Annotated in this window: 16 protein-coding genes and 1 pseudogene; 10 read left to right on the forward strand and 7 right to left on the reverse strand. The window is 69.9% G+C overall.

What is annotated here, in order from left to right:
- From CS1GBM4_RS08385 to CS1GBM4_RS08395, 3 genes and pseudogenes are all read left to right on the forward strand, one after another.
- A pseudogene (locus CS1GBM4_RS08385) lies at positions 1 to 313 on the forward strand (ATP-binding protein); the annotation flags it as partial.
- A gap of 89 nt (positions 314 to 402) precedes the next feature.
- Entirely contained in the window at positions 403 to 2,496 is a 2,094-nt protein-coding gene (locus tag CS1GBM4_RS08390; RefSeq protein ID WP_186418257.1) for a response regulator, read from the forward strand.
- Positions 2,497 to 2,686: 190 nt separating this feature from the next.
- Positions 2,687 to 3,577 (forward strand): GNAT family N-acyltransferase, encoded by an 891-nt coding sequence (locus CS1GBM4_RS08395; protein WP_244607130.1) that lies wholly within the window; start codon positions 2,687 to 2,689, stop codon positions 3,575 to 3,577.
- Here the strand turns inward: CS1GBM4_RS08395 and CS1GBM4_RS08400 are convergent, their stop codons facing one another.
- Genes CS1GBM4_RS08400 through CS1GBM4_RS08410 form a run of 3 tightly spaced genes read right to left on the reverse strand, consistent with a single transcriptional unit; the run spans position 3,578 to position 6,269 of the window.
- Positions 3,578 to 4,444 (reverse strand): SDR family oxidoreductase, encoded by an 867-nt coding sequence (locus tag CS1GBM4_RS08400; RefSeq protein WP_186418259.1) that lies wholly within the window; start codon positions 4,442 to 4,444, stop codon positions 3,578 to 3,580.
- A complete protein-coding gene (gene queG, locus CS1GBM4_RS08405; protein WP_186418260.1) occupies positions 4,441 to 5,679 on the reverse strand; it encodes a tRNA epoxyqueuosine(34) reductase QueG in 1,239 nt (412 codons plus the stop codon). The genes CS1GBM4_RS08400 and queG overlap by 4 nt, the downstream gene beginning before the upstream one ends.
- On the reverse strand, positions 5,577 to 6,269 hold the full coding sequence (locus CS1GBM4_RS08410) for a glutathione S-transferase family protein (RefSeq protein WP_186418261.1): 693 nt from the start codon (positions 6,267 to 6,269) through the stop codon (positions 5,577 to 5,579). Before CS1GBM4_RS08410 ends, queG begins: the two co-directional genes overlap by 103 nt.
- A 235-nt stretch (positions 6,270 to 6,504) precedes the next feature.
- Here CS1GBM4_RS08410 and CS1GBM4_RS08415 point away from each other — a divergent pair, with 235 nt between their 5' ends.
- The gene (locus tag CS1GBM4_RS08415; protein WP_186418262.1) at positions 6,505 to 7,302 is read left to right on the forward strand and encodes an undecaprenyl-diphosphate phosphatase; all 798 of its coding nucleotides are present in this window, start codon (positions 6,505 to 6,507) and stop codon (positions 7,300 to 7,302) included.
- 171 nt (positions 7,303 to 7,473) lie between these two features.
- Here CS1GBM4_RS08415 and CS1GBM4_RS08420 read toward each other — a convergent pair whose 3' ends face one another.
- Complete coding sequence (locus CS1GBM4_RS08420; protein WP_186418263.1) at positions 7,474 to 8,382, reverse strand: LysR family transcriptional regulator; 909 nt, start codon at positions 8,380 to 8,382, stop codon at positions 7,474 to 7,476.
- An 85-nt stretch (positions 8,383 to 8,467) separates the two neighbouring features.
- On the opposite strand from CS1GBM4_RS08420, the gene CS1GBM4_RS08425 reads away from it, so the two are divergent.
- Both CS1GBM4_RS08425 and CS1GBM4_RS08430 read left to right on the forward strand, forming a co-directional pair.
- Positions 8,468 to 9,670 (forward strand): 4-oxalomesaconate tautomerase, encoded by a 1,203-nt coding sequence (locus tag CS1GBM4_RS08425; protein ID WP_280177693.1) that lies wholly within the window; start codon positions 8,468 to 8,470, stop codon positions 9,668 to 9,670.
- Positions 9,603 to 10,589 carry a tripartite tricarboxylate transporter substrate binding protein gene (locus tag CS1GBM4_RS08430; RefSeq protein WP_186418265.1) on the forward strand — a complete coding sequence of 329 codons (987 nt, stop codon included), beginning with the start codon at positions 9,603 to 9,605 and terminating at the stop codon, positions 10,587 to 10,589. Before CS1GBM4_RS08425 ends, CS1GBM4_RS08430 begins: the two co-directional genes overlap by 68 nt.
- A 200-nt stretch (positions 10,590 to 10,789) precedes the next feature.
- Here the strand turns inward: CS1GBM4_RS08430 and nth are convergent, their stop codons facing one another.
- Positions 10,790 to 11,485 (reverse strand): endonuclease III, encoded by a 696-nt coding sequence (gene nth / locus CS1GBM4_RS08435; RefSeq protein WP_186418266.1) that lies wholly within the window; start codon positions 11,483 to 11,485, stop codon positions 10,790 to 10,792.
- Positions 11,486 to 11,505: 20 nt separating this feature from the next.
- Between nth and CS1GBM4_RS08440 the strand changes: the two genes are divergently transcribed.
- Together CS1GBM4_RS08440 and CS1GBM4_RS08445 are read left to right on the forward strand one after the other, a co-directional pair.
- Positions 11,506 to 12,033 carry a DUF2244 domain-containing protein gene (locus CS1GBM4_RS08440; protein WP_186418267.1) on the forward strand — a complete coding sequence of 176 codons (528 nt, stop codon included), beginning with the start codon at positions 11,506 to 11,508 and terminating at the stop codon, positions 12,031 to 12,033.
- A gap of 2 nt (positions 12,034 to 12,035) precedes the next feature.
- Positions 12,036 to 12,539, forward strand: coding sequence for a hypothetical protein (locus tag CS1GBM4_RS08445; RefSeq protein WP_186418268.1), 504 nt, complete (start codon positions 12,036 to 12,038; stop codon positions 12,537 to 12,539).
- Positions 12,540 to 12,547: 8 nt separating this feature from the next.
- Here the strand turns inward: CS1GBM4_RS08445 and CS1GBM4_RS08450 are convergent, their stop codons facing one another.
- Positions 12,548 to 13,156: a class I SAM-dependent methyltransferase gene (locus CS1GBM4_RS08450; RefSeq protein ID WP_186418269.1), complete on the reverse strand. Its 609-nt coding sequence runs from the start codon at positions 13,154 to 13,156 to the stop codon at positions 12,548 to 12,550.
- A 196-nt stretch (positions 13,157 to 13,352) separates the two neighbouring features.
- Here CS1GBM4_RS08450 and CS1GBM4_RS08455 point away from each other — a divergent pair, with 196 nt between their 5' ends.
- Positions 13,353 to 14,258, forward strand: coding sequence for a methylated-DNA--[protein]-cysteine S-methyltransferase (locus CS1GBM4_RS08455; protein ID WP_186418347.1), 906 nt, complete (start codon positions 13,353 to 13,355; stop codon positions 14,256 to 14,258).
- 7 nt (positions 14,259 to 14,265) lie between these two features.
- Here CS1GBM4_RS08455 and CS1GBM4_RS08460 read toward each other — a convergent pair whose 3' ends face one another.
- Positions 14,266 to 15,168, reverse strand: a complete 903-nt coding sequence (locus CS1GBM4_RS08460; RefSeq protein ID WP_186418270.1) for a hypothetical protein — start codon at positions 15,166 to 15,168, stop codon at positions 14,266 to 14,268.
- A gap of 459 nt (positions 15,169 to 15,627) precedes the next feature.
- Between CS1GBM4_RS08460 and dnaK the strand changes: the two genes are divergently transcribed.
- Positions 15,628 to 17,550 (forward strand): molecular chaperone DnaK, encoded by a 1,923-nt coding sequence (dnaK, locus tag CS1GBM4_RS08465; protein WP_186418271.1) that lies wholly within the window; start codon positions 15,628 to 15,630, stop codon positions 17,548 to 17,550.
- Positions 17,551 to 17,674 lie beyond the last annotated feature (124 nt).

The raw sequence follows: 17,674 nt of genomic DNA on the forward strand, positions 1-17,674 counted from the left end.
CGCGGCCCGCGTCGCCGCCGCCCGCGCCCGCCAGTCGGCGCGCTATGCCGCGCTCGGCCTCATGGGCGGCGCCACCAATGCCCGCTGCCCGGCCGCGCTGCTCGACGAGGTGGCGCGGCCGGATGCGGCCGGGCTCGCCCTCCTGCGCAGCGCCGCCGAGGCGATGCGGCTGACGGCGCGCGGCTATCATCGCGTGCTCAAGGTCGCCCGCACGCTCGCCGATCTCGACGGCGAGGATCGGGTCGGGCGCATCCATCTCGCCGAGGCGCTGTCCTACCGCTCGCGGATCGATCAGGCGGCGCAGGCGGCCTGATGAAAGGTTAACGAAACCATTCGAACCATCCCGCATCCTCGCGGACGGGGCGAACGCTTTCTCAAGAGGGCGAATGCTAGACCGGCGGCATGATCGAGCTGCCGTCTCCCTTGGTCCTGCTGGCCGGCATCGCCGTGGCCGGGGCCATCGCCAGCGCTCTCGTCGCGGTTCGGCTGCTGCGCGAGCGCCAGCGCGCGATCCGGCAGGCGCGGGCGCTGACGCGCGACGTCGAGAAGCTGAGCGACCGCCTCTGGGAGCTCGCCGACAGCGAGGAGCGCTATCGCAGCCTGATCGAGGCGCAGGGCGACCTGATCGTGCGCCGCAGCGAGGGCCGGATCGTCTACGCCAACGCCGCCTATGCCGCCCTGCTCGGCGGGAGCGAGGCGGAGGTCGTGGGCAGCAGCGCCCAGCCGCGCGTGCGCGTCGCGCGCCCGGCGCAGGCGCTGCCGGGCGGCGCCAGGGTCTTCGACGAATGCATCGAGACCGGGGGCGGCGAGCGCTGGCTGTCCTGGGTCGAGACGGTCGTTCCGGTCGCCGCCGGCCAAGCCGTGCTTCAGCGCGTCGGACGGGACATCACCAGCCGCATCGCCGGCGAGAAGGCGCTGGAGGAGGCTCGCAGCCGCGCGGAGGAGGCGAGCGCCGCCAAGTCGCGCTTCCTCGCGACCGTCAGCCACGAGTTCCGGACACCGCTGAACGGCATCCTCGGCATGGCCGACCTGCTCGGCGACACCAGGCTCGATCCCGAGCAGAGCACCTATGTGCGGGCGCTGCGCAGTTCGGGCGAGGCGCTGCTCGGCCTCGTCGACGACATTCTCGATTTCGCCAAGGTCGAGGCCGGCAAGCTCGAGCTGGCCGAGGCGCCTTTCGATCCCGCCCTCCTGATCGAGGACGTCACCGAGCTGATGGCGCCGCGTGCCCAGGTCAAGGGCGTCGAGATCTCCACTCTGCTCGCCCCCGATCTGCCGGCGCAGCTCGTCGGCGACCCCGAGCGGCTGCGCCAGATCCTGCTCAATCTCGTCGGCAATGCCGTGAAGTTCACCCAGCAGGGCGGCATCGGCATCGAGGCCGAAGCGGGCGACGGCACCTTCCTCGTCACCATCGCCGACACCGGCCCCGGCATCGCGCCGGAGCGCCTCGCCACGATCTTCGAGGAGTTCGAGCAAGGGGAAACGGGCGGCCAGCATCCGCAATCCGGCACCGGCCTCGGCCTCGCGATCGCCCGCCGGCTCGCCCGCGCCATGGGGGGCGAGATCGAAGCGCGCAACCGCGGCGATGGTGGGGCCTCGTTCCGGCTGAGCCTGCCGCTTCGGGTGGCAACCGAGACGAGCGCTCCCGCCCCTGAGCCCGAATGGCAGGGCCGGCGTATCCTGATCGCCTCCGCGGCGCCGTTCAGCGCCGCGCATCTCGCGGCCTGCCTCGCGCGGCGGGGCGCGCAGGTCCTCCACGCCGGCGATCATGCGCAGGCCCTGGCCCGTCTGGCGGATGAGCGGGCGCTCTCGGCCGTGCTGGTCGACCGCAACCTCCCGGATGGCGAGGTCGAAGCGGTCGCGGCCGCGGCCAGGCGCGCCGGTGTCGCCGAGATCCTGATCATGCTGGCGCCGGCCGAGCGCCGCAGCTTCGGCTCGCCCTTCGCCGCCGGCTTCACCGGCTTCCTCGTCAAGCCGGTCCGCGCCCGTTCGCTCTACGCCCGGCTCGGCCCGGCCGGGGAGGCGCCGCATGCCGGAACCGCGAGGGAGGCCGGCGCCGCGGTGCCCGGCCCGGCCTCCGGGCTCCATGTCCTCGTCGCCGAGGACAACGAGATCAACGCGCTCCTGCTGACCCGCACGCTGGAGCGGCTGGGCTGCACGGCCGCCTGGGCCCGCGATGGCGGAGAAGCGATCCGGCTGATCGACGACATGCATTCCGGAAAGGGGCGCGAGTTCGATCTCGCCCTGATCGATATCCGCATGCCGGTTCTGGACGGGCTGGCGCTGACGCGCCGGGTTCGCGCCGCCGAGGCGGCGCTCGGCGCGGCCCGATTGCCGATCGTCGCCGTCACCGCCAACACCGCCGCGGAGGATCGGCGCGAGGCGCTCGCCTCCGGCGTCGACGATTGCCTGGCTAAGCCGCTCGCACGCGAGCAGCTGCGCGGCTGGATCGACCGGCTCTCGCAAGGGCGAATGGTGCGGGCACGCTCGGCCTGAGACGGGCTCCGCTCCCCGCACGGTTGGCTTCGTCATCGCACTGACGTAGTTTTGTCGCGATCCCGTAAGACGATCGGCGCAGGGATTCTCGAGCGAACCGGGTCCGCAGAAGGACAGACCGTCAATGACGCGCGATCTTTTTCAGGGTTCTCGTCAGCCGGCAAAGCACAGGCCGGCCGGCGCGGCCCTGTTGCAGCGCTTCTCGCCGTCGAACCTCTTGGCTGCCGGCAAGCAGCTCGGCGGCTTCGCCTTTCCCGGCCCCGACGCCCTGTCCGGCACGCTCGGCCGCTCCGGCGCGCTCGAAGTCAGGCTGGCGCGCGGCCCGCGCGAGATCTGGCGGGCGCAGCGCCTGCGCTATCGCGTCTTCTATCAGGAGATGTCGGCGAAGCCCGACGTGGTCTCGCGCATGTTCCGCCGCGATGCCGACCGGTTCGATTCCGTCTGCGACCATCTGCTCGTCATCGATCATGCCGCGCGTGGCCGGTTCGGCGGCATCAAGCCCAAGGTGGTCGGCACCTACAGGCTGATGCGCGAGCAGGCCGTGGCCAGGCTCGGCGGCTTCTACACCCAATCCGAATTCGACATCGCCCCCCTGCTGGCGCGCCATCCCGACATGCGCTTCCTCGAGCTCGGCCGCTCCTGCGTGCTGAAGCCCTACCGCACCAAGAAGACGGTCGAGCTGCTCTGGCACGGCATCTGGGCCTATTGCCGGCATCATCGCATCGACGCGATGTTCGGCTGCGCCAGCTTCGACGGCGTCGATCCCGACATGCTGGCCCTGCCGCTCAGCTTCATCCACCATCACGCCACCGCCCAGGACGCCTGGCGGGTCGTGGCGCAGCCCGAGCGCCATGTCGCGATGGATCGCCTGCCGGCCGGCATGGTCGACGCCAAGCTCGCGCTGAAATGCCTGCCGCCGCTGGTGAAGGGCTATCTGCGCCTCGGTGCCCGCTTCGGCTCCGGCGCCGTGATCGACAGGCAGTTCGGCACCACCGACGTGCTGGTGATCCTGCCGGTCGCCGCGATCGACCGGCGCTATCTCGATTATCTCGACGGCGAGGCCGGGCGCTACGCCGCCTGATCACTCCCCCGCCGCCGCGAGGTCGCGCAGCGCCTGCCGGTAATCCGGGTAACGGAAGGCATAGCCGAGTTCGCGCTTCACCAGCGCGTTCGAGACCCGCTTGTTCTCGCCGTAGAAGCTCGCCGCCATCGGCGAGAGCCTGGCCGGATCGAACGGCAGCTCCGGCGGGGGCGCGAGCCCGGCGGCCTCGGCGGCGAAGCCGACCACGTCCTGCGGCGGCGCCGGCTCGTCATCGGTGACGTTGTAGATCGCGCCCGCGCGTGGCCGCTCGATCGACGCCATCAGCACGCCGGCGATGTCGTCGACATGGATGCGGTTGAAGACCTGGCCGGGCTTGACCAGGCGGCTGGCGGTGCCGGCCCTCAGCTTGGTGATCGGGTTGCGGCCGGGGCCGTAGATCCCGGCCAGGCGGAAGATCTGGACCGGCTTGCCGCTGCGCGCGCCGAAGGCGAGCCAGTCGCGTTCGATCTCCAGCCTTTGTCGGGAGCGCCGGCTGGTCGGGCGGCATACGGCGCTCTCGTCGATCCAGGCGCCGCCATGGTCGCCATAGACGCCGATGGTCGAGAGATAGCCGATCCAGCGCAGCGTCTCGGCCGCCGCGAGCTTGTCGGCGAGCGCGCCGAGCACCGGATCGCCGGTCTCGTCGGGTTGCGCCGAGACCAGCACGGCGTCCGCCTCGGCGAGCGCCCTGGCGAGCGCCGTCGACACCGCGAAGCCGCCGAAGACCAGCGTGTGCAGCCCCTGCCTGCTGAGCTCGCCGGCCTTCTGCGCCGAACGCACCGTGCCAGTGACCTCCCAGCCCCTTGCCAGGGCGGTGCGCGCGAAGAACCCGGCCGAATAGCCGAGACCGAAGATGACGAGCTTCATGCCGGTTCCAGTTCGTTCGGATCGAGGCGGGCCCATTCGGCCCTGACGTCGGGATCGCTCTCCTGCGCCAGCCTCGCCGGCGCGAGCTCGGCGGCGCGGGCCGGAACGAGCCGCCCGAGCGCCCAGGCCGCCATCGCCCTGACCAGCGGCGAGGCGTCGTCGAGCAGCGCCTCGGCGCTCGCCGCCAGCGCCGGATCGCCGCTGTTGCCGATCGCGATCAGCACGTTGCGGACGAAGCGGTCGCGGCCGCTGCGCTTCACCGGCGTGCCGGCGAAGAGCGCGCGGAAAGCGGCATCGTCGAGCGTGGCGAGCTCCGCCAGCGGCAGCGCCTCGAGCTCGTTCTTCAGCGCCAGGCGCGTCTCCTGCGCGGCTTCGGCGAACTTGTTCCAGGGGCAGACCGCGAGGCAGTCGTCGCAGCCGAAGATGCGGTTGCCGATGCCTTCGCGGAATTCGGCGTCGATATGGCCCGGATGCTCGATCGTGAGATAGGCGATGCAGCGGCGTGAATCGAGCTGGTAGGGCGCCGGGAAGGCCCTGGTCGGGCAGATGTCGAGGCAGCGCGTGCACGAGCCGCAATGATCGCGCTCGGGCTCGTCCGGCGGCAGCTCGGCCGAGGTGTAGATCGCGCCCAGGAAAAGCCAGGCGCCGTGCCGGCGCGAGATCAGCACCGTCTGCTTGCCCTGCCAGCCGAGCCCGGCAGCCTGCGCCAGCGGCTTCTCCATCACCGGGGCGGTGTCGATGAAGACCTTGACCTCGGCGCCGCCGCGCGCCGCCAGCACCGAGGCGACGCTCTTGAGCTTGCCCTTGATCACCTCGTGATAGTCGCGCCGGCGGGCATAGAGCGAGATCGCGCCGCGGTCGCGCTGGGCGAGCACGGCGAGCGGGTCGCCTTCTCCGGCATAGCTCATGCCGAGCATGACGACCGAGCGCGCCGCCGGCCACAGGGCCGCCGGATCGGCGCGCTCCGCCGTGCGCTGCGTCAGCCAGGTCATATCGCCGTGATGGCCGGCGTCGAGCCAGCCGGCCAGGCGCGCCGGCGCCTCCGGTATCGCATCGACCGGGGCGACGCGCATCGCCGAGAAGCCCTCGGCCTGTGCGCGGGCGGCGATCGCGGCCTTGAGCTTCGCGCCGCTCAGAAGTCCAGGTCGTCGTAATGGGCCGAGGGCGCCATCCCGGGGATCCGGTCGCTCAGCAGCGGCCGGAAGCTCGGTCTGGACTTGATCCTCGCATACCATGCGCGGGCAGCCTCGTCCTCGTCCCAGGGCACGTCGCCGAGATAGTCGACGCAGGACAGATGCGCCGCGGCGGCGAGATCGGCATAGCTCAGATTGTCGCCGGCGAGCCAGTTCCGTTTGGCGGTCAGCCAGGCGATGTAGCGCAGATGGTAGCGCACATTGCCGCGCGCCGCGCGGATCGCGCTCATCTCCGGCGGGCCGCCGCCCTCGTCGCGGCTCATGAAGCGCTTCATCACCTTCTCCAGCACGAGCGGGGCGGTGATCTCCTCGTTGAACTTGATGTTGAACCAGTCGAGCAGCCGGCGCACCTCGATCCGCCCGCCCGGGCCTTCCGGCAGCAGGCGGCGCTCGGCCAGGGCCAGCCCACGCGTTTCGTCGAGATATTCGGCGATCGGCCCCGGCCCCGGCACGACGAGGCCGCTGTCCTCGCGCAGCACCGGCGTCGTTCCGGCCGGGTTGAGCTCGAGGAACTCCCGTCGACGTTCCCAGACGCGCTCCTCGACCAGCGTGGCGTCGAGGCCGAACTCGCCGAGCGCGAGCCGGACGAAGCGCGAATGCGGGCAAAGCGGATAATGATGAAGCGTGGCCATCGAACTGCTGGAACGAGGGAGGTTCGGCGGAAGGCAGGCGCCTGATGCAGCGCAATAGAGCGCCCCCGTATAGGCCTGCCGGCTAAGCCTCACAACCCGGGACCGGGGGAAGCGGCGGATTGCACGGAAATCCTTGCCGGTCTGGTAACCAATTTGCAAAGACCGCGGGCGATAGCTTTAACGCGCGCGTCCGCATTTTGTTGCGCCGCACCCGCAGGCTCGGAAGGACCCTCGCATGCATGATCTGATCGTCGCCGCCGTGCTCGGCGTGGTCGAGGGGCTGACCGAATTCCTGCCGGTCTCCTCGACGGGACATCTGCTGTTGCTCGGCCATTTCCTCGGCTTCGAATCCAAGGGCAAGGCCTTCGAGATCCTCGTCCAGCTCGGCGCCATCCTGGCGATCCTCCTGGTCTATTTCCGCCGCCTGCTCGACATCGCGCTGCGCCTGCGCAGCGACCCCTCCGCCCGGCGCTTCGTCATCGGCGTGCTCATCGCCTTCCTGCCGGCGGCGGTGATCGGCGCGCTGGCGCACGGCTTCATCAAGGGCGTGCTGTTCAACCCGTTCCTGGTCTGCACCACGCTGATCGCCGGCGGGCTCGTCCTGCTCGTCGTCGACGAGCTGGAGCTGGAGGTGAAGCACCACGACGCCACCAGGTTTCCGCTGCCGATGTATCTCAAGATCGGCTTCATCCAGTGCTTCGCCATGGTGCCGGGCGTCTCGCGCTCGGGCTCGACCATTGTCGGCGCCATGCTGCTCGGCGCCGACAAGCGGGCCGCGGCCGAGTTCTCCTTCTTCCTCGCCATGCCGACCATGGCCGGCGCCTTCGCCTATGATCTGCTGAAGAACTACAAGGAACTGACCGGCAGCGACGTCGCGCTCATCGCCGTCGGCTTCGTCACCGCCTTCGTCGCGGCCCTGATCGTGGTGCGCAGCTTCCTCGATTTCGTCTCGAGGCGCGGCTTCGCGCCGTTCGCCTGGTGGCGGATCATCGTCGGCTCGGCCGGCCTGGCCGGCCTCTGGGTCTTCGGCTGAGCATAGGCACGCAATCGCCGCCGTCTTTCCGGGGCAGGCCGGAGGCCTGAGCCCGGAACCCGTGAACACAGGTCGCCCTCCCTGGGGAGCTGCACTGGCAGCCTCTTCTCAACAGGCATTGGTGTTCATGGATTCCGGGCTCGCTGCTCCGCGGCGCCCTGGAAAGGTGGATCAGCCTGACGCCGGCCCGCGCCAGGTTCCGAGCAGCATCGCGAGGAAGCGCTCGGCCGCCGGCGCCAGCTTGACGCCGCGGCGCCTGACCACGCCGATGGTGCGCGAGACCTCGGGAGCGCGGATCGGCCGCGTCACGATGATCGGGTGGTCGGGGCCGGGTGTCGCCAGTTTCGGCAGCACCGAGATGCCGAGCCCGGCCTCGACCAGGCCGAGCGAGGTCGAGAGGTGCGTCACCTCGAACGACCAGTCGAGCCTGACGCCGACCTTGACCAGCGCCGCGTCGAGGATGGCGCGGTTGCCGCTGCTGCGGCTGACGGTGACCAGCGGATGGCCCTCCAGATCGCTCCAGCCGAGCTCCGATCTCTGCGCCAGCGCGTGATCGTGCCGGCAGGCGAGCACGAAGGGATCGTCGATCAGCGGCTCGAAGGTGAGCTCGGCATCGGAGCCGCCGATCAGGTTGATTCCGAACTCGACCTCGCCGCGCGCCACCGCCTCCAGCCCGTCATTGGCCGAAAGGTCGAGGATGCGGAAACGGATGTTCGGATACTGCGTCTGGAAGCGCGCGATCACCGAGGGCAGGAAGTAGAAGGCGGCCGTCGGCACGCAGGCGAGCGCGATCTGTCCGGCGCGGCGGCTGCCGAGATCGCGCATGGCGAAGATCGAGCTGTCGAACTCGTCGAGCATGCGCCGGACCAGCGGCAGCATCTCGCGCCCGACCATGGTGAGGGCGACCCGGCGCGTGGTCCGTTCCAGCAGCGCCGCCCCGACCGCGCTTTCCAGCCGCTGGATGCGCCGGCTCAGCGCCGGCTGGGACATGTTGAGCGCCTCGGCGGCGCGGTGGAACCCGCCGAGCTCGACCACCGAGATGAAGGCGCGCAGGTCGAGTGCTTCGAAATTGATGCTCATGGAGCATTAATAGCGCCGATCTCTGCATTTCACAGCGATTATTCGATCTGGGATGACTGGCCATCGCCAATGCCGGGTGACGCCCTTGTCCGCTCCCTTCCAGCTTTCGCATGCTCAGGCCCTGCGCATTCCCTGCGTGCTGATGCGCGGCGGCACCTCGCGCGGCCCGGTCTTCCTCGCGCAGGATCTGCCGGCCGAGCCGGCGAACCGCGACCGGGTCCTGCTCGCCGCGCTGGGCTCGCCGCATCCGCTCCAGCTCGACGGGCTCGGCGGTGGCAACTCGCTGACCAGCAAGGTCGCGATCGTCAGCCGCTCCAGCCGGCCGGGCGCCGACGTCGACTATCTCTTCGCTCAGGTCGCGGTCGAGCGCGGCAATGTCGACTTGAGCCCGAACTGCGGCAACATGCTCTCCGCCGTCGGCCCCTTCGCGATCGAGGCCGGGCTGGTGCCGGCCGCCGACGGCGAGACGCTGGTGCGCATCCACAACCGCAATACCGGCGCGCTGGTCGAGGCCGCCGTGCAGACGCCGGGCGGCGTCGTCGCCTATGACGGCGCGACCGCGATCGACGGCGTCGCCGGCACCGCCGCCCCCATCAAGCTGAACTTCCTCGAGGCGGTCGGGTCGAAGACCGGCGCGCTTCTGCCCACCGGCCGCGCCCGCGAGGAGATCGACGGCATCCCGGTGACGCTGCTGGACTACGCCACGCCGATGCTGCTGCTGCGGGCCGCCGATCTCGGCCTGGCCGGCGACGAGGCGCCGGCCGCGCTCGATGCCGACGTGGCCCTGCTCGGGCGGCTGGAGCGGATCCGCCGCGAGGCCGGCCGCCGCATGGGTCTCGGCGACGTCGCCGGCAGCGTCATTCCCAAGGTCGGCGTGCTCTCGCCGGCGCGCCGCGGCGGCGGTCTGACCTCGCGCTATTTCACGCCGGATCGCTGCCATCGCAGCCATGCGGTCACCGGTGCGCTCTGCGTCGCCGCCGCGAGCCGTCTCGCCGGCAGCGTCGCCGGAGAGATGCTCTCGCCGGGGACCGGATCGCTGGTCACGGTCGAGCATCCGAGCGGCGCCATCCAGGTCGATCTTGTCCTCGACGACGCCGGCCAGGTCGCCCGCGCCAGCCTGGTGCGCACGGCTCGCCGCATTTTCGAAGGCCATGTCATCGTCCCCGCAAGCACGATCCTCGCGCTTGCCGAGAGGGCGGAAACGGGAGGAGAACAGACCCATGACGATCACGCGCCGCCATCTCTGCAGCCTGCTGACGGCCGCCGCGGCCAGCGCCTGCCTGCCTGATCTCGCATTCGCCCAGGTCGCCTTCCCCGAGCGGCCGATGCGGCTGCTGGTGCCCTATGCCGCCGGCGGCGGCACGGATGCGATCGCCCGGCTCGTCGCCCAGGGCGTCGGCGAGCGGCTCGGCCAGTCGCTGGTGGTCGAGAACAACGGCTCGGCCGGCGGCAATCTCGCCACCGCTCAGGCGGCCGCCGCCGCGCCCGACGGCTACACCGTGCTGATGGCCAACCAGGGCCCGATGGTGGTCAACCCGCATCTGTTCAAGAACGTCAAGATCGACCCGCTCACCGCCTTCGACCCGCTGACCCTGATCTCGGCCGCACCGCTCGTCGTCGTGGTCGCACCGAATTCGCCCTACAAGACGCTCGCCGAGCTCGTCGGCCACGCCCAGAAGAATCCGGGCAAGCTGACCTATGGCTCCGCCGGCAACGGCTCGGCCAGCCATCTGGCGACCGTGCTGCTGGCGCAGACCGCGCAGTTCGAGGCCGTGCACGTGCCCTATCGTGGCGCCGGGCCGGCGCTGACCGACCTGCTCGCCGGCAATGGCGACTTCATGATCACCACCGTGCCCTCCGTGCTCGGCCTGATCGAGGGCGGCAAGGTCAGGGCGCTGGCGGTGACCGGCAAGGCGCGCGCCAAGCTCTTCCCGGAGGTGCCGTCGGTCGCCGAGAGCGGCTGGCCGGATTACGAGGCGACGGCCTGGTACGGCTTCGTCGTGCCGAAGGGGACGCCGAAGGATGTCGCGGCGAAGCTGCGCCAGGCGACCGTCGAGACGATCAACAGCCCGCTCATCCGCGAGCGCCTGCAGAACGAGGGCGCCGAGCCGATCGGCAACAAGCCCGAGGAATTCGCTGCGATGATGGAGACGGAATCGCGCCGCTGGGCCGGGATCATCAAGCGGGCCCGGCTGGCGATCAACTGAGACCGGGTGATCGGGCCTGGGCCATCGCCAGCAGGCGCACGTTCCCTTCCCCCGCTTGCGGTGGGGAAGGGCTGGGGGGGGGGGCCGAAAAGCAGGTCGAGCCCATTCTTCATCGTCGCGCCGAGCGGCACTGGCCTCACCCAACCCTCCCCACCGCAAGCGGGGGAGGGCTTGAGCCCGTCATCAACCGCGGTCTGCTTTCAGACCGCCCGCTTGTCGGGCGAGTCGCAGAGATCGGCGACGATGCAGGTCTCGCAGGCCGGGCGCAGCGCCTTGCAGGTGTAGCGTCCGTGCAGGATCAGCCAGTGATGCGCGTGCCGGCCGAACTCGGTCGGCACCGCCTTCTCCAGCCCGAGCTCGACCTGCAGCGGATTCTTGCCCGGCGCGATGCGCAGGCGGTTGGCGACGCGGAAGACATGGGTGTCGACCGCGTGGGTGATTTCGCCGAAGGCGATGTTGAGCACGACGTTCGCGGTCTTGCGGCCGACGCCGGGCAGGCTTTCCAGCGCCGCCCGCTCGGTCGGCACCTGCCCGCCGAACTCCGCAATCAGCTTCTCCGAGAGCGCGACGACGTTCTTCGCCTTGTTTCGGTAGAGCCCGATCGTCTTGATCAGCTCGCGCACCCTGTCCTCGCCGAGGGCGAGCATCTTCTGCGGCGTATCGGCGAGCGCGAACAGCGCCTTCGTCGCCTTGTTGACTCCGGCGTCGGTCGCCTGCGCCGAGAGCACGACCGCGACCAGCAGGGTGAAGGCGTTGACATAGTCGAGCTCGCCCTTCGGCTCGGGCCGCGCGCTCCGGAACCGGCTGAAGATCTCGCGGATCTCGGCGGCGCTGCGCGGCTGCGTGATCCGCTTCGGCGGCGGGCTGCGGCGTTTTTGGCTGTTCGGCGCGGGCATCGCGGCGTTATAAGTGACGAATGACCTTGGGCAAGCCCGATTGCGACAGCGCCGCCGCTGCAGCGATGCAGCCGGTCTTCGATGCGACGATCACGCCGCACCGCTCGCTCGGCCAGGACGGCTTTCGCCTGGTGATGACCCTGGTCTGCCTGACCAGCATCGCCGCCTCGATCCCCTTCATGGTGCTCGGCGCCTGGCCCGTCGCCGGCTTCTTCGGTCTCGATGTCCTCGCCCTGTTCATCGCCTTCAAGGTCAACTTCAACGCGGCGCGCGCCTTCGAGCGCATCGTCGTCACGCCGCTCGAAGTGCTGCTGCGCAAGGTCTCCCATCACGGTCGCGAGAAGATCTGGCGTTCCAACCCGGTCTGGACCAGGCTCGAGCGCGAGGAGGACGAGGATTACGGCCTGCTCGAGCTCGCTCTCGTCTCGCGCGGGCGGCGTACCGTCGTCGCCTCCGCCTTGTCGCCGCAGGAGCGCGAAGGCTTCGCGGAAGCGCTCGGCTCGGCGCTCGCCAGAGCGAAGCGCGGCCCGAATCTCGAACCCGCCTGAGCATGGCAGCGACGATCATCCCGCTGATCGCGTGGGCGGTGATCATCGTCGTGATCGTCGCGGCGCTGCGCGCCAATCGCCGTCCGCGCGGCGCGCGGACCAGCCAGAGCGGCGGCGAGGATTCGGTTCGGGCCTATGCGCTCATCCTGCGCGACAGGCTCGACCGCGCCCTGTACGGCCCGGTTCTGGCGGGCCAGGTCTGGGACCGTCTGATGAGCTGCAAGGTCGGCGAGGGGCTGATCCACGAATTCCACCGCGACTTCTGCGGGCATGGCCTGATCCGCACGGAGGAGGGCGTGAAGCTCTGCGACATCGATGATGGCTGGCATCCCGGCGCGGCGATCGCTGAGTGGCGCTCGCGGGAGGAGTTCGTCGCCTTCTTCGCCGAGCAGTCGGATTACAGCTGCAGCGGTTGGGACGAGACCTCGCCGATCTTCTTCACCGAGGACGAATGGCACCGCAACAACCAGCGGCTGACGCGGGACAAGCTGCTGCGCTTCGTCTGACCGGACCGTCAATGCCGCTGCTGCGCCAGCCAGATCGTGTGGCCGCCGCAATCCGGGTCCTCGGCGATGTGCGCGATCACGGCAAAGCCGTTCTCGTCGAGGAGGGCCCGATACTCGGCCGGGTCGAGGCTGGCATGATAGAGCGGCTCGCCCTCGAAACTGCCGATCGCCTCGCCATGGCCCGGTCCGCTGGTGAAGAGCAGCGCCGCTCCGTCCGCCGCATGGTCCCGAAAGAGCGGGAACATCCGTCGCTGGTCGCCGGGGCTCAGGTGGAAGAAGCTGTCCCAGGCGATCAGCCCGTCGAAGCGCCGGCCGAGCGAGAGCCGGCGCATGTCGCCGACCTGCCAGCCCTGCCGCGGGAAGCGCTCGCGGCAGAGTGCGATGAGATGCGGGGACGAATCGATGCCCGTCACCCGGCAGCCGCGCTCGATCAGGTGCCGTGCGATCGGTTCGCCCATGCCGCAGCCGATCTCGAGGACGGAAGGGGCGGCCGGCAGCAACGAAAGGAAGCGATCGAGCCAGGCGGCTTCCATCAGCGACCGGCCGCGCAGGCTGTCATAGGCCGCGGCATGGCGCTGGTAGAGTGGGACGATCGCGTCGGCGGCGGAACTGGTCATGGGCGAGCTTTACGCCTCTTCGCCGACGACGACGAGCTTGTCAGCTTTCGGGTGGGAGACGCATGCTGGCGTCATTAGCGTCGCGAGCATGAGATCAGATCGCGAGGACAGACCGATGACCGCCCATGCCAGCCTGCGAACGGCGATGAAACCGATCAGCGTCTCCAATGCCGTGCTCGCGCGCGCCGCCGAGGCCATGCCGTCGGAAGCCGATTTCCCGGCCGCCGCGCCCGGATCGGATTACGACACGGTGCGCCGCATCCTGGCCTACATCACCAATAACTGGCGCCAGCAGCCGACGATCGAGGCGATCGCCGATGCGGCCGGCGCGACCCCGACCGACGTGCACCACCTGTTCCGGCGCTGGTGCGGGCTGACGCCGAAGGCCTTCCTGCAGGCGATCACGCTCGACAATGCCAAGGGCCTGCTCGCCTCCTCCGCCAGCATCCTCGACGCCAGCCTGGAGGTCGGCCTCTCCGGTCCGGGCCGTCTGCACGACCTCTTCGTCACCCATGAGGCGATGTCGCCCGGCGAGTGGAAGGCCGGCGGCGAAGGCCTGCGCATGTCCTACGGCTTCCATCAGTCGCCTTTCGGCGAGGCGCTGATCGTGGTGACCGAGCGCGGCCTCGCCGGCCTCGGCTGGGTCTCGAGCAGCCTGGACGGCGGCAAGGTCATCGGCGGCCGGGCCGAGGCGCTGGCCGACATGATGCGGCGCTGGCCCCATGCCGATTACCGCTTCGATCCGCAGACGACGGCGCCTTATGCGAGGCGCATCTTCGAGCCGGCGAGCTGGTCGCCGCAGACGCCGCTGCGGGTCGTGCTGATCGGCACCGATTTCGAGGTCCGCGTCTGGCAGACGCTGCTGCGCATCCCCGTCGGCTGCGCCACCACCTATGGCGACGTCGCCGATCATATCGGCAAGCCCTCGGCGGCGCGCGCGGTCGGCGCCGCGGTCGGCAAGAACCCGATCTCCTTCGTCGTGCCCTGTCACCGCGTCATCGGCAAGTCCGGCGCGCTGACCGGCTATCATTGGGGGCTGACGCGCAAGCGCGCCATCCTCGGCTGGGAAGCCGGGCAGGTCAGCGGCGGTCAGGGCGCCTGAGCCGGCGCTACTGAAGCGCCGGAGCGGGCGCCGCCGCGGGCGGCGATGCCCGCTTCGCCGCGGCCGGGCGCGGCTTCGCCGCCTCCGGCTTCGGCTCGGGCAGGCCCAGCCGCGCCCGGATCGATGCGGCGCGGGCCTCGGTGATGCGGGCGCCGCAGAAGCCGTGCGCGCCCTCGCGCTGGAATTCGCGGCAAATCTGCTCGCGCTCCGAGGAGAAGCCCGCTTGCTCGCGGGCGACCGCCCGCTGTTCCGGTAGCTCGGCCTTCGACGAGAGCGCCCGATAGCCCTCACGGACAGCGGTCTCCGCCTGCTTGCGCTCGGCCTCGATGTCCTTGGCCCGGGCCGGGAGCGTGCGGGCATCGGGCCCCCACACGCCGCGCGGCTCGATGCGGCAGGCGGCGGCCTCGATCACGCAGGGCTGTTCGGGCGCGATCACCAGGAGGGCGCCGTCGAGCACGTCGAAGACGATCGGGCAGGCCGGCGCCTCGAGCCTGTAGCGCGGCAGTCCGGCCGGCTTGCCCTGCGCGGTCACCGGCACGGGTGCGTCGCCGAAGGAGATGGCGCAGGGCTCGGTGAGGTTGCCGGACTGGAAGCCTTCCGCGCGGAGCCTCAGGCCGTAGCCGCTGCCGCTCTTCTCGAGCGTCGCTTCGCCGAAGCCGCCATTGCGCCGCAGGGTCCTGCCGAGAATGGATTCTTCGCTCGGGATCTTGATTGCCGGCATGGTGCGGGGACGCTGCGTCGCTGTGCCGGCCGCGGAGGCCGGCGCCGCCTGCTGCGCGCCCGGCTGGTTGAAAGGCTGCGCGCCCGGCAATTGCAGGGGCTGCGCCGATGCCGCGCCCGCCAGGCCGAGCCAGGCCAGCGCAGCGCCGGCGGCGAGGCGGAGGGCGGTCGGGCGGCGTGTCGTCGTCACGGCTGTTTCCTGTTGGCGCACGGCTCTCCTGAATGGATTGGCCGGGCTTTTCGCGCAAGGGCGCGCGGGCAACACCCGGCCGGAATGATCGGCCGGGCGAATTCTGCGCCGGACGCCGCGCAAAGCTGATTCTTAATCCGGCTCCGTGCCTTGCAAGCAGGGCGTCACCCTCCCTATATACGCCGCCAAGCGGTGGTTTTGCCGACCATCGGGGCCGGATTGCGCCAGGCGCGAGCATTCGACGCGAGCGCCGAAACGCGAGGCCGGCCGGCCTTAAGTTGAACCGGCGAACGAAACCGGCCCGGAGCCGAAGCTCCGATCCGTCATTTCGGTCGCCAGACGTGGATATCCCGGGTTCGTTCGCCGCGGCAGGTGGGGGCGATCCGGGGCCATGGGCCGGAGGACGGCGTCTCAAGCGCGGCCTTCCGGCGATCTGCTAAATCGAAAGGGATCCCCTCCATGGGTAAAGTCATTGGTATCGACCTCGGCACGACGAATTCTTGCGTCGCCGTGATGGAAGGCACCACGCCGAAGGTCATCGAGAATTCCGAGGGCGCCCGCACCACGCCTTCGATCGTCGCCATCACGGACGACGGCGAGCGTCTGGTCGGCCAGCCGGCGAAGCGCCAGGCGGTGACCAATCCGGAGCGCACCTTCTTCGCCATCAAGCGCCTGATCGGGCGCACCTTCGACGATCCGATGACCAAGAAGGACGTCGATCTCGTCCCCTACAAGATCAAGAAGGCGCCGTCCGGCGACGCTTGGGTCGAGGCCGACGGCAAGGATTACTCGCCCTCGCAGATCTCCGCCTTCACGCTGACGAAGATGAAGGAGACTGCGGAGGCCTATCTCGGCCAGCCGGTTACGCAGGCCGTCATCACCGTTCCCGCCTATTTCAACGACGCCCAGCGCCAGGCCACCAAGGATGCCGGCCGCATCGCCGGTCTCGAGGTGCTGCGCATCATCAACGAGCCGACCGCGGCCGCGCTCGCCTACGGCCTCGACAAGAAATCGTCCGGCACCATCGCGGTCTACGACCTCGGCGGCGGCACCTTCGACGTCTCGATCCTGGAGATCGGCGACGGCGTCTTCGAGGTGAAGTCGACCAATGGCGACACCTTCCTCGGCGGCGAGGACTTCGACATGCGTCTGGTCGAGTACCTGGCGGACGAGTTCAAGCGCGAGCAGGGCATCGACCTGAAGAAGGACAAGCTCGCGCTCCAGCGCCTGAAGGAAGCGGCCGAGAAGGCCAAGATCGAGCTGTCGAGCGCCTCGCAGACCGAGATCAACCTGCCCTACATCACGGCGGACGCCTCCGGTCCGAAGCACCTCGCCATCAAGCTCTCGCGCGCCAAGTTCGAGAGCCTGGTCGACGACCTGATCCAGCGCACCATCGAGCCCTGCCGCAAGGCGCTCAAGGATGCCGGCCTCTCCGCGGGGCAGATCGACGAGGTCGTCCTGGTCGGCGGCATGACCCGCATGCCCAAGGTCCAGGAGGTTGTGAAGCAGTTCTTCGGCAAGGAGCCGCACAAGGGCGTCAACCCCGACGAGGTCGTCGCCATCGGCGCCGCGATCCAGGCCGGCGTGCTCCAGGGCGACGTCAAGGACGTGCTGCTGCTCGACGTGACCCCGCTGTCGCTCGGCATCGAGACGCTGGGCGGTGTCTTCACGCGCCTGATCGACCGCAACACCACGATCCCGACCAAGAAGAGCCAGGTCTTCTCCACTGCCGAGGACAATCAGGGCGCGGTGACGATCCGGGTCTTCCAGGGCGAGCGCGAGATGGCGGCCGACAACAAGCTGCTCGGCCAGTTCGACCTGATGGGCATCCCGCCGGCCCCGCGCGGCATGCCGCAGATCGAGGTGACCTTCGACATCGACGCCAACGGCATCGTCTCGGTGACGGCGAAGGACAAGGCCACCAACAAGGAGCAGCAGATCCGCATCCAGGCGTCCGGCGGCCTCTCCGAGGCCGAGATCCAGAAGATGGTCAAGGACGCCGAGGCGAATGCCGCAGAGGACAAGAAGCGGCGTGAGCTGGTCGAGGCGAGGAACCAGGGCGAGAGCCTCGTGCACTCCACCGAGAAGTCGCTGAAGGACTATGGCGACAAGGTTTCGGCTGCCGACAAGGGCGCGATCGAGACCGCGCTCGAAGCGCTCAAGACCGCGCTGACGGGCGAGGATGTCGAGGCGATCACGGCGCGCACCAACGAGGTGATGCAGGCGTCGATGAAGCTCGGCGAGGCGATGTATGCCGCCAGCCAGGCTGAAGGCGCTGCCGGCGAGGGCGCCGCTGCCGAGGAGCCCAAGAAGGACGACGTCATCGACGCCGACTTCAAGGACGTCAGCGACGACAAGGGCGACAAGAAGAAGAGCGCCTGAGGCGCGCGCTCGTCATCGAGCGTGACGGGATGGCCGGGCTCGACCCGGCCATTGCGTTACGGCGATGGCGTCGGCGGGAGATGACTCGCTGATCTGCGCTCGAGGCGCGGGGCGGCGCAGGGGC

The organism is Allobosea sp. CS1GBMeth4 (assembly GCF_900185715.1).
GTDB lineage: Bacteria > Pseudomonadota > Alphaproteobacteria > Rhizobiales > Beijerinckiaceae > Allobosea.

Excerpts from the sequence above, each read along its gene's own strand:
- CS1GBM4_RS08390 (WP_186418257.1), top strand. The coding sequence starts at position 403 with ATGATCGAGCTGCCGTCTCCCTTGGTCCTGCTGGCCGGCATCGCCGTG.
- CS1GBM4_RS08400 (WP_186418259.1), bottom strand. The coding sequence starts at position 4,444 with ATGAAGCTCGTCATCTTCGGTCTCGGCTATTCGGCCGGGTTCTTCGCG.
- queG (WP_186418260.1), bottom strand. The coding sequence starts at position 5,679 with ATGGTATGCGAGGATCAAGTCCAGACCGAGCTTCCGGCCGCTGCTGAG.
- CS1GBM4_RS08410 (WP_186418261.1), bottom strand. The coding sequence starts at position 6,269 with ATGGCCACGCTTCATCATTATCCGCTTTGCCCGCATTCGCGCTTCGTC.
- CS1GBM4_RS08415 (WP_186418262.1), top strand. The coding sequence starts at position 6,505 with ATGCATGATCTGATCGTCGCCGCCGTGCTCGGCGTGGTCGAGGGGCTG.
- CS1GBM4_RS08420 (WP_186418263.1), bottom strand. The coding sequence starts at position 8,382 with ATGAGCATCAATTTCGAAGCACTCGACCTGCGCGCCTTCATCTCGGTG.
- CS1GBM4_RS08430 (WP_186418265.1), top strand. The coding sequence starts at position 9,603 with ATGACGATCACGCGCCGCCATCTCTGCAGCCTGCTGACGGCCGCCGCG.
- nth (WP_186418266.1), bottom strand. The coding sequence starts at position 11,485 with ATGCCCGCGCCGAACAGCCAAAAACGCCGCAGCCCGCCGCCGAAGCGG.
- CS1GBM4_RS08440 (WP_186418267.1), top strand. The coding sequence starts at position 11,506 with ATGACCTTGGGCAAGCCCGATTGCGACAGCGCCGCCGCTGCAGCGATG.
- CS1GBM4_RS08445 (WP_186418268.1), top strand. The coding sequence starts at position 12,036 with ATGGCAGCGACGATCATCCCGCTGATCGCGTGGGCGGTGATCATCGTC.
- CS1GBM4_RS08450 (WP_186418269.1), bottom strand. The coding sequence starts at position 13,156 with ATGACCAGTTCCGCCGCCGACGCGATCGTCCCACTCTACCAGCGCCAT.
- CS1GBM4_RS08455 (WP_186418347.1), top strand. The coding sequence starts at position 13,353 with ATGCCGTCGGAAGCCGATTTCCCGGCCGCCGCGCCCGGATCGGATTAC.
- dnaK (WP_186418271.1), top strand. The coding sequence starts at position 15,628 with ATGGGTAAAGTCATTGGTATCGACCTCGGCACGACGAATTCTTGCGTC.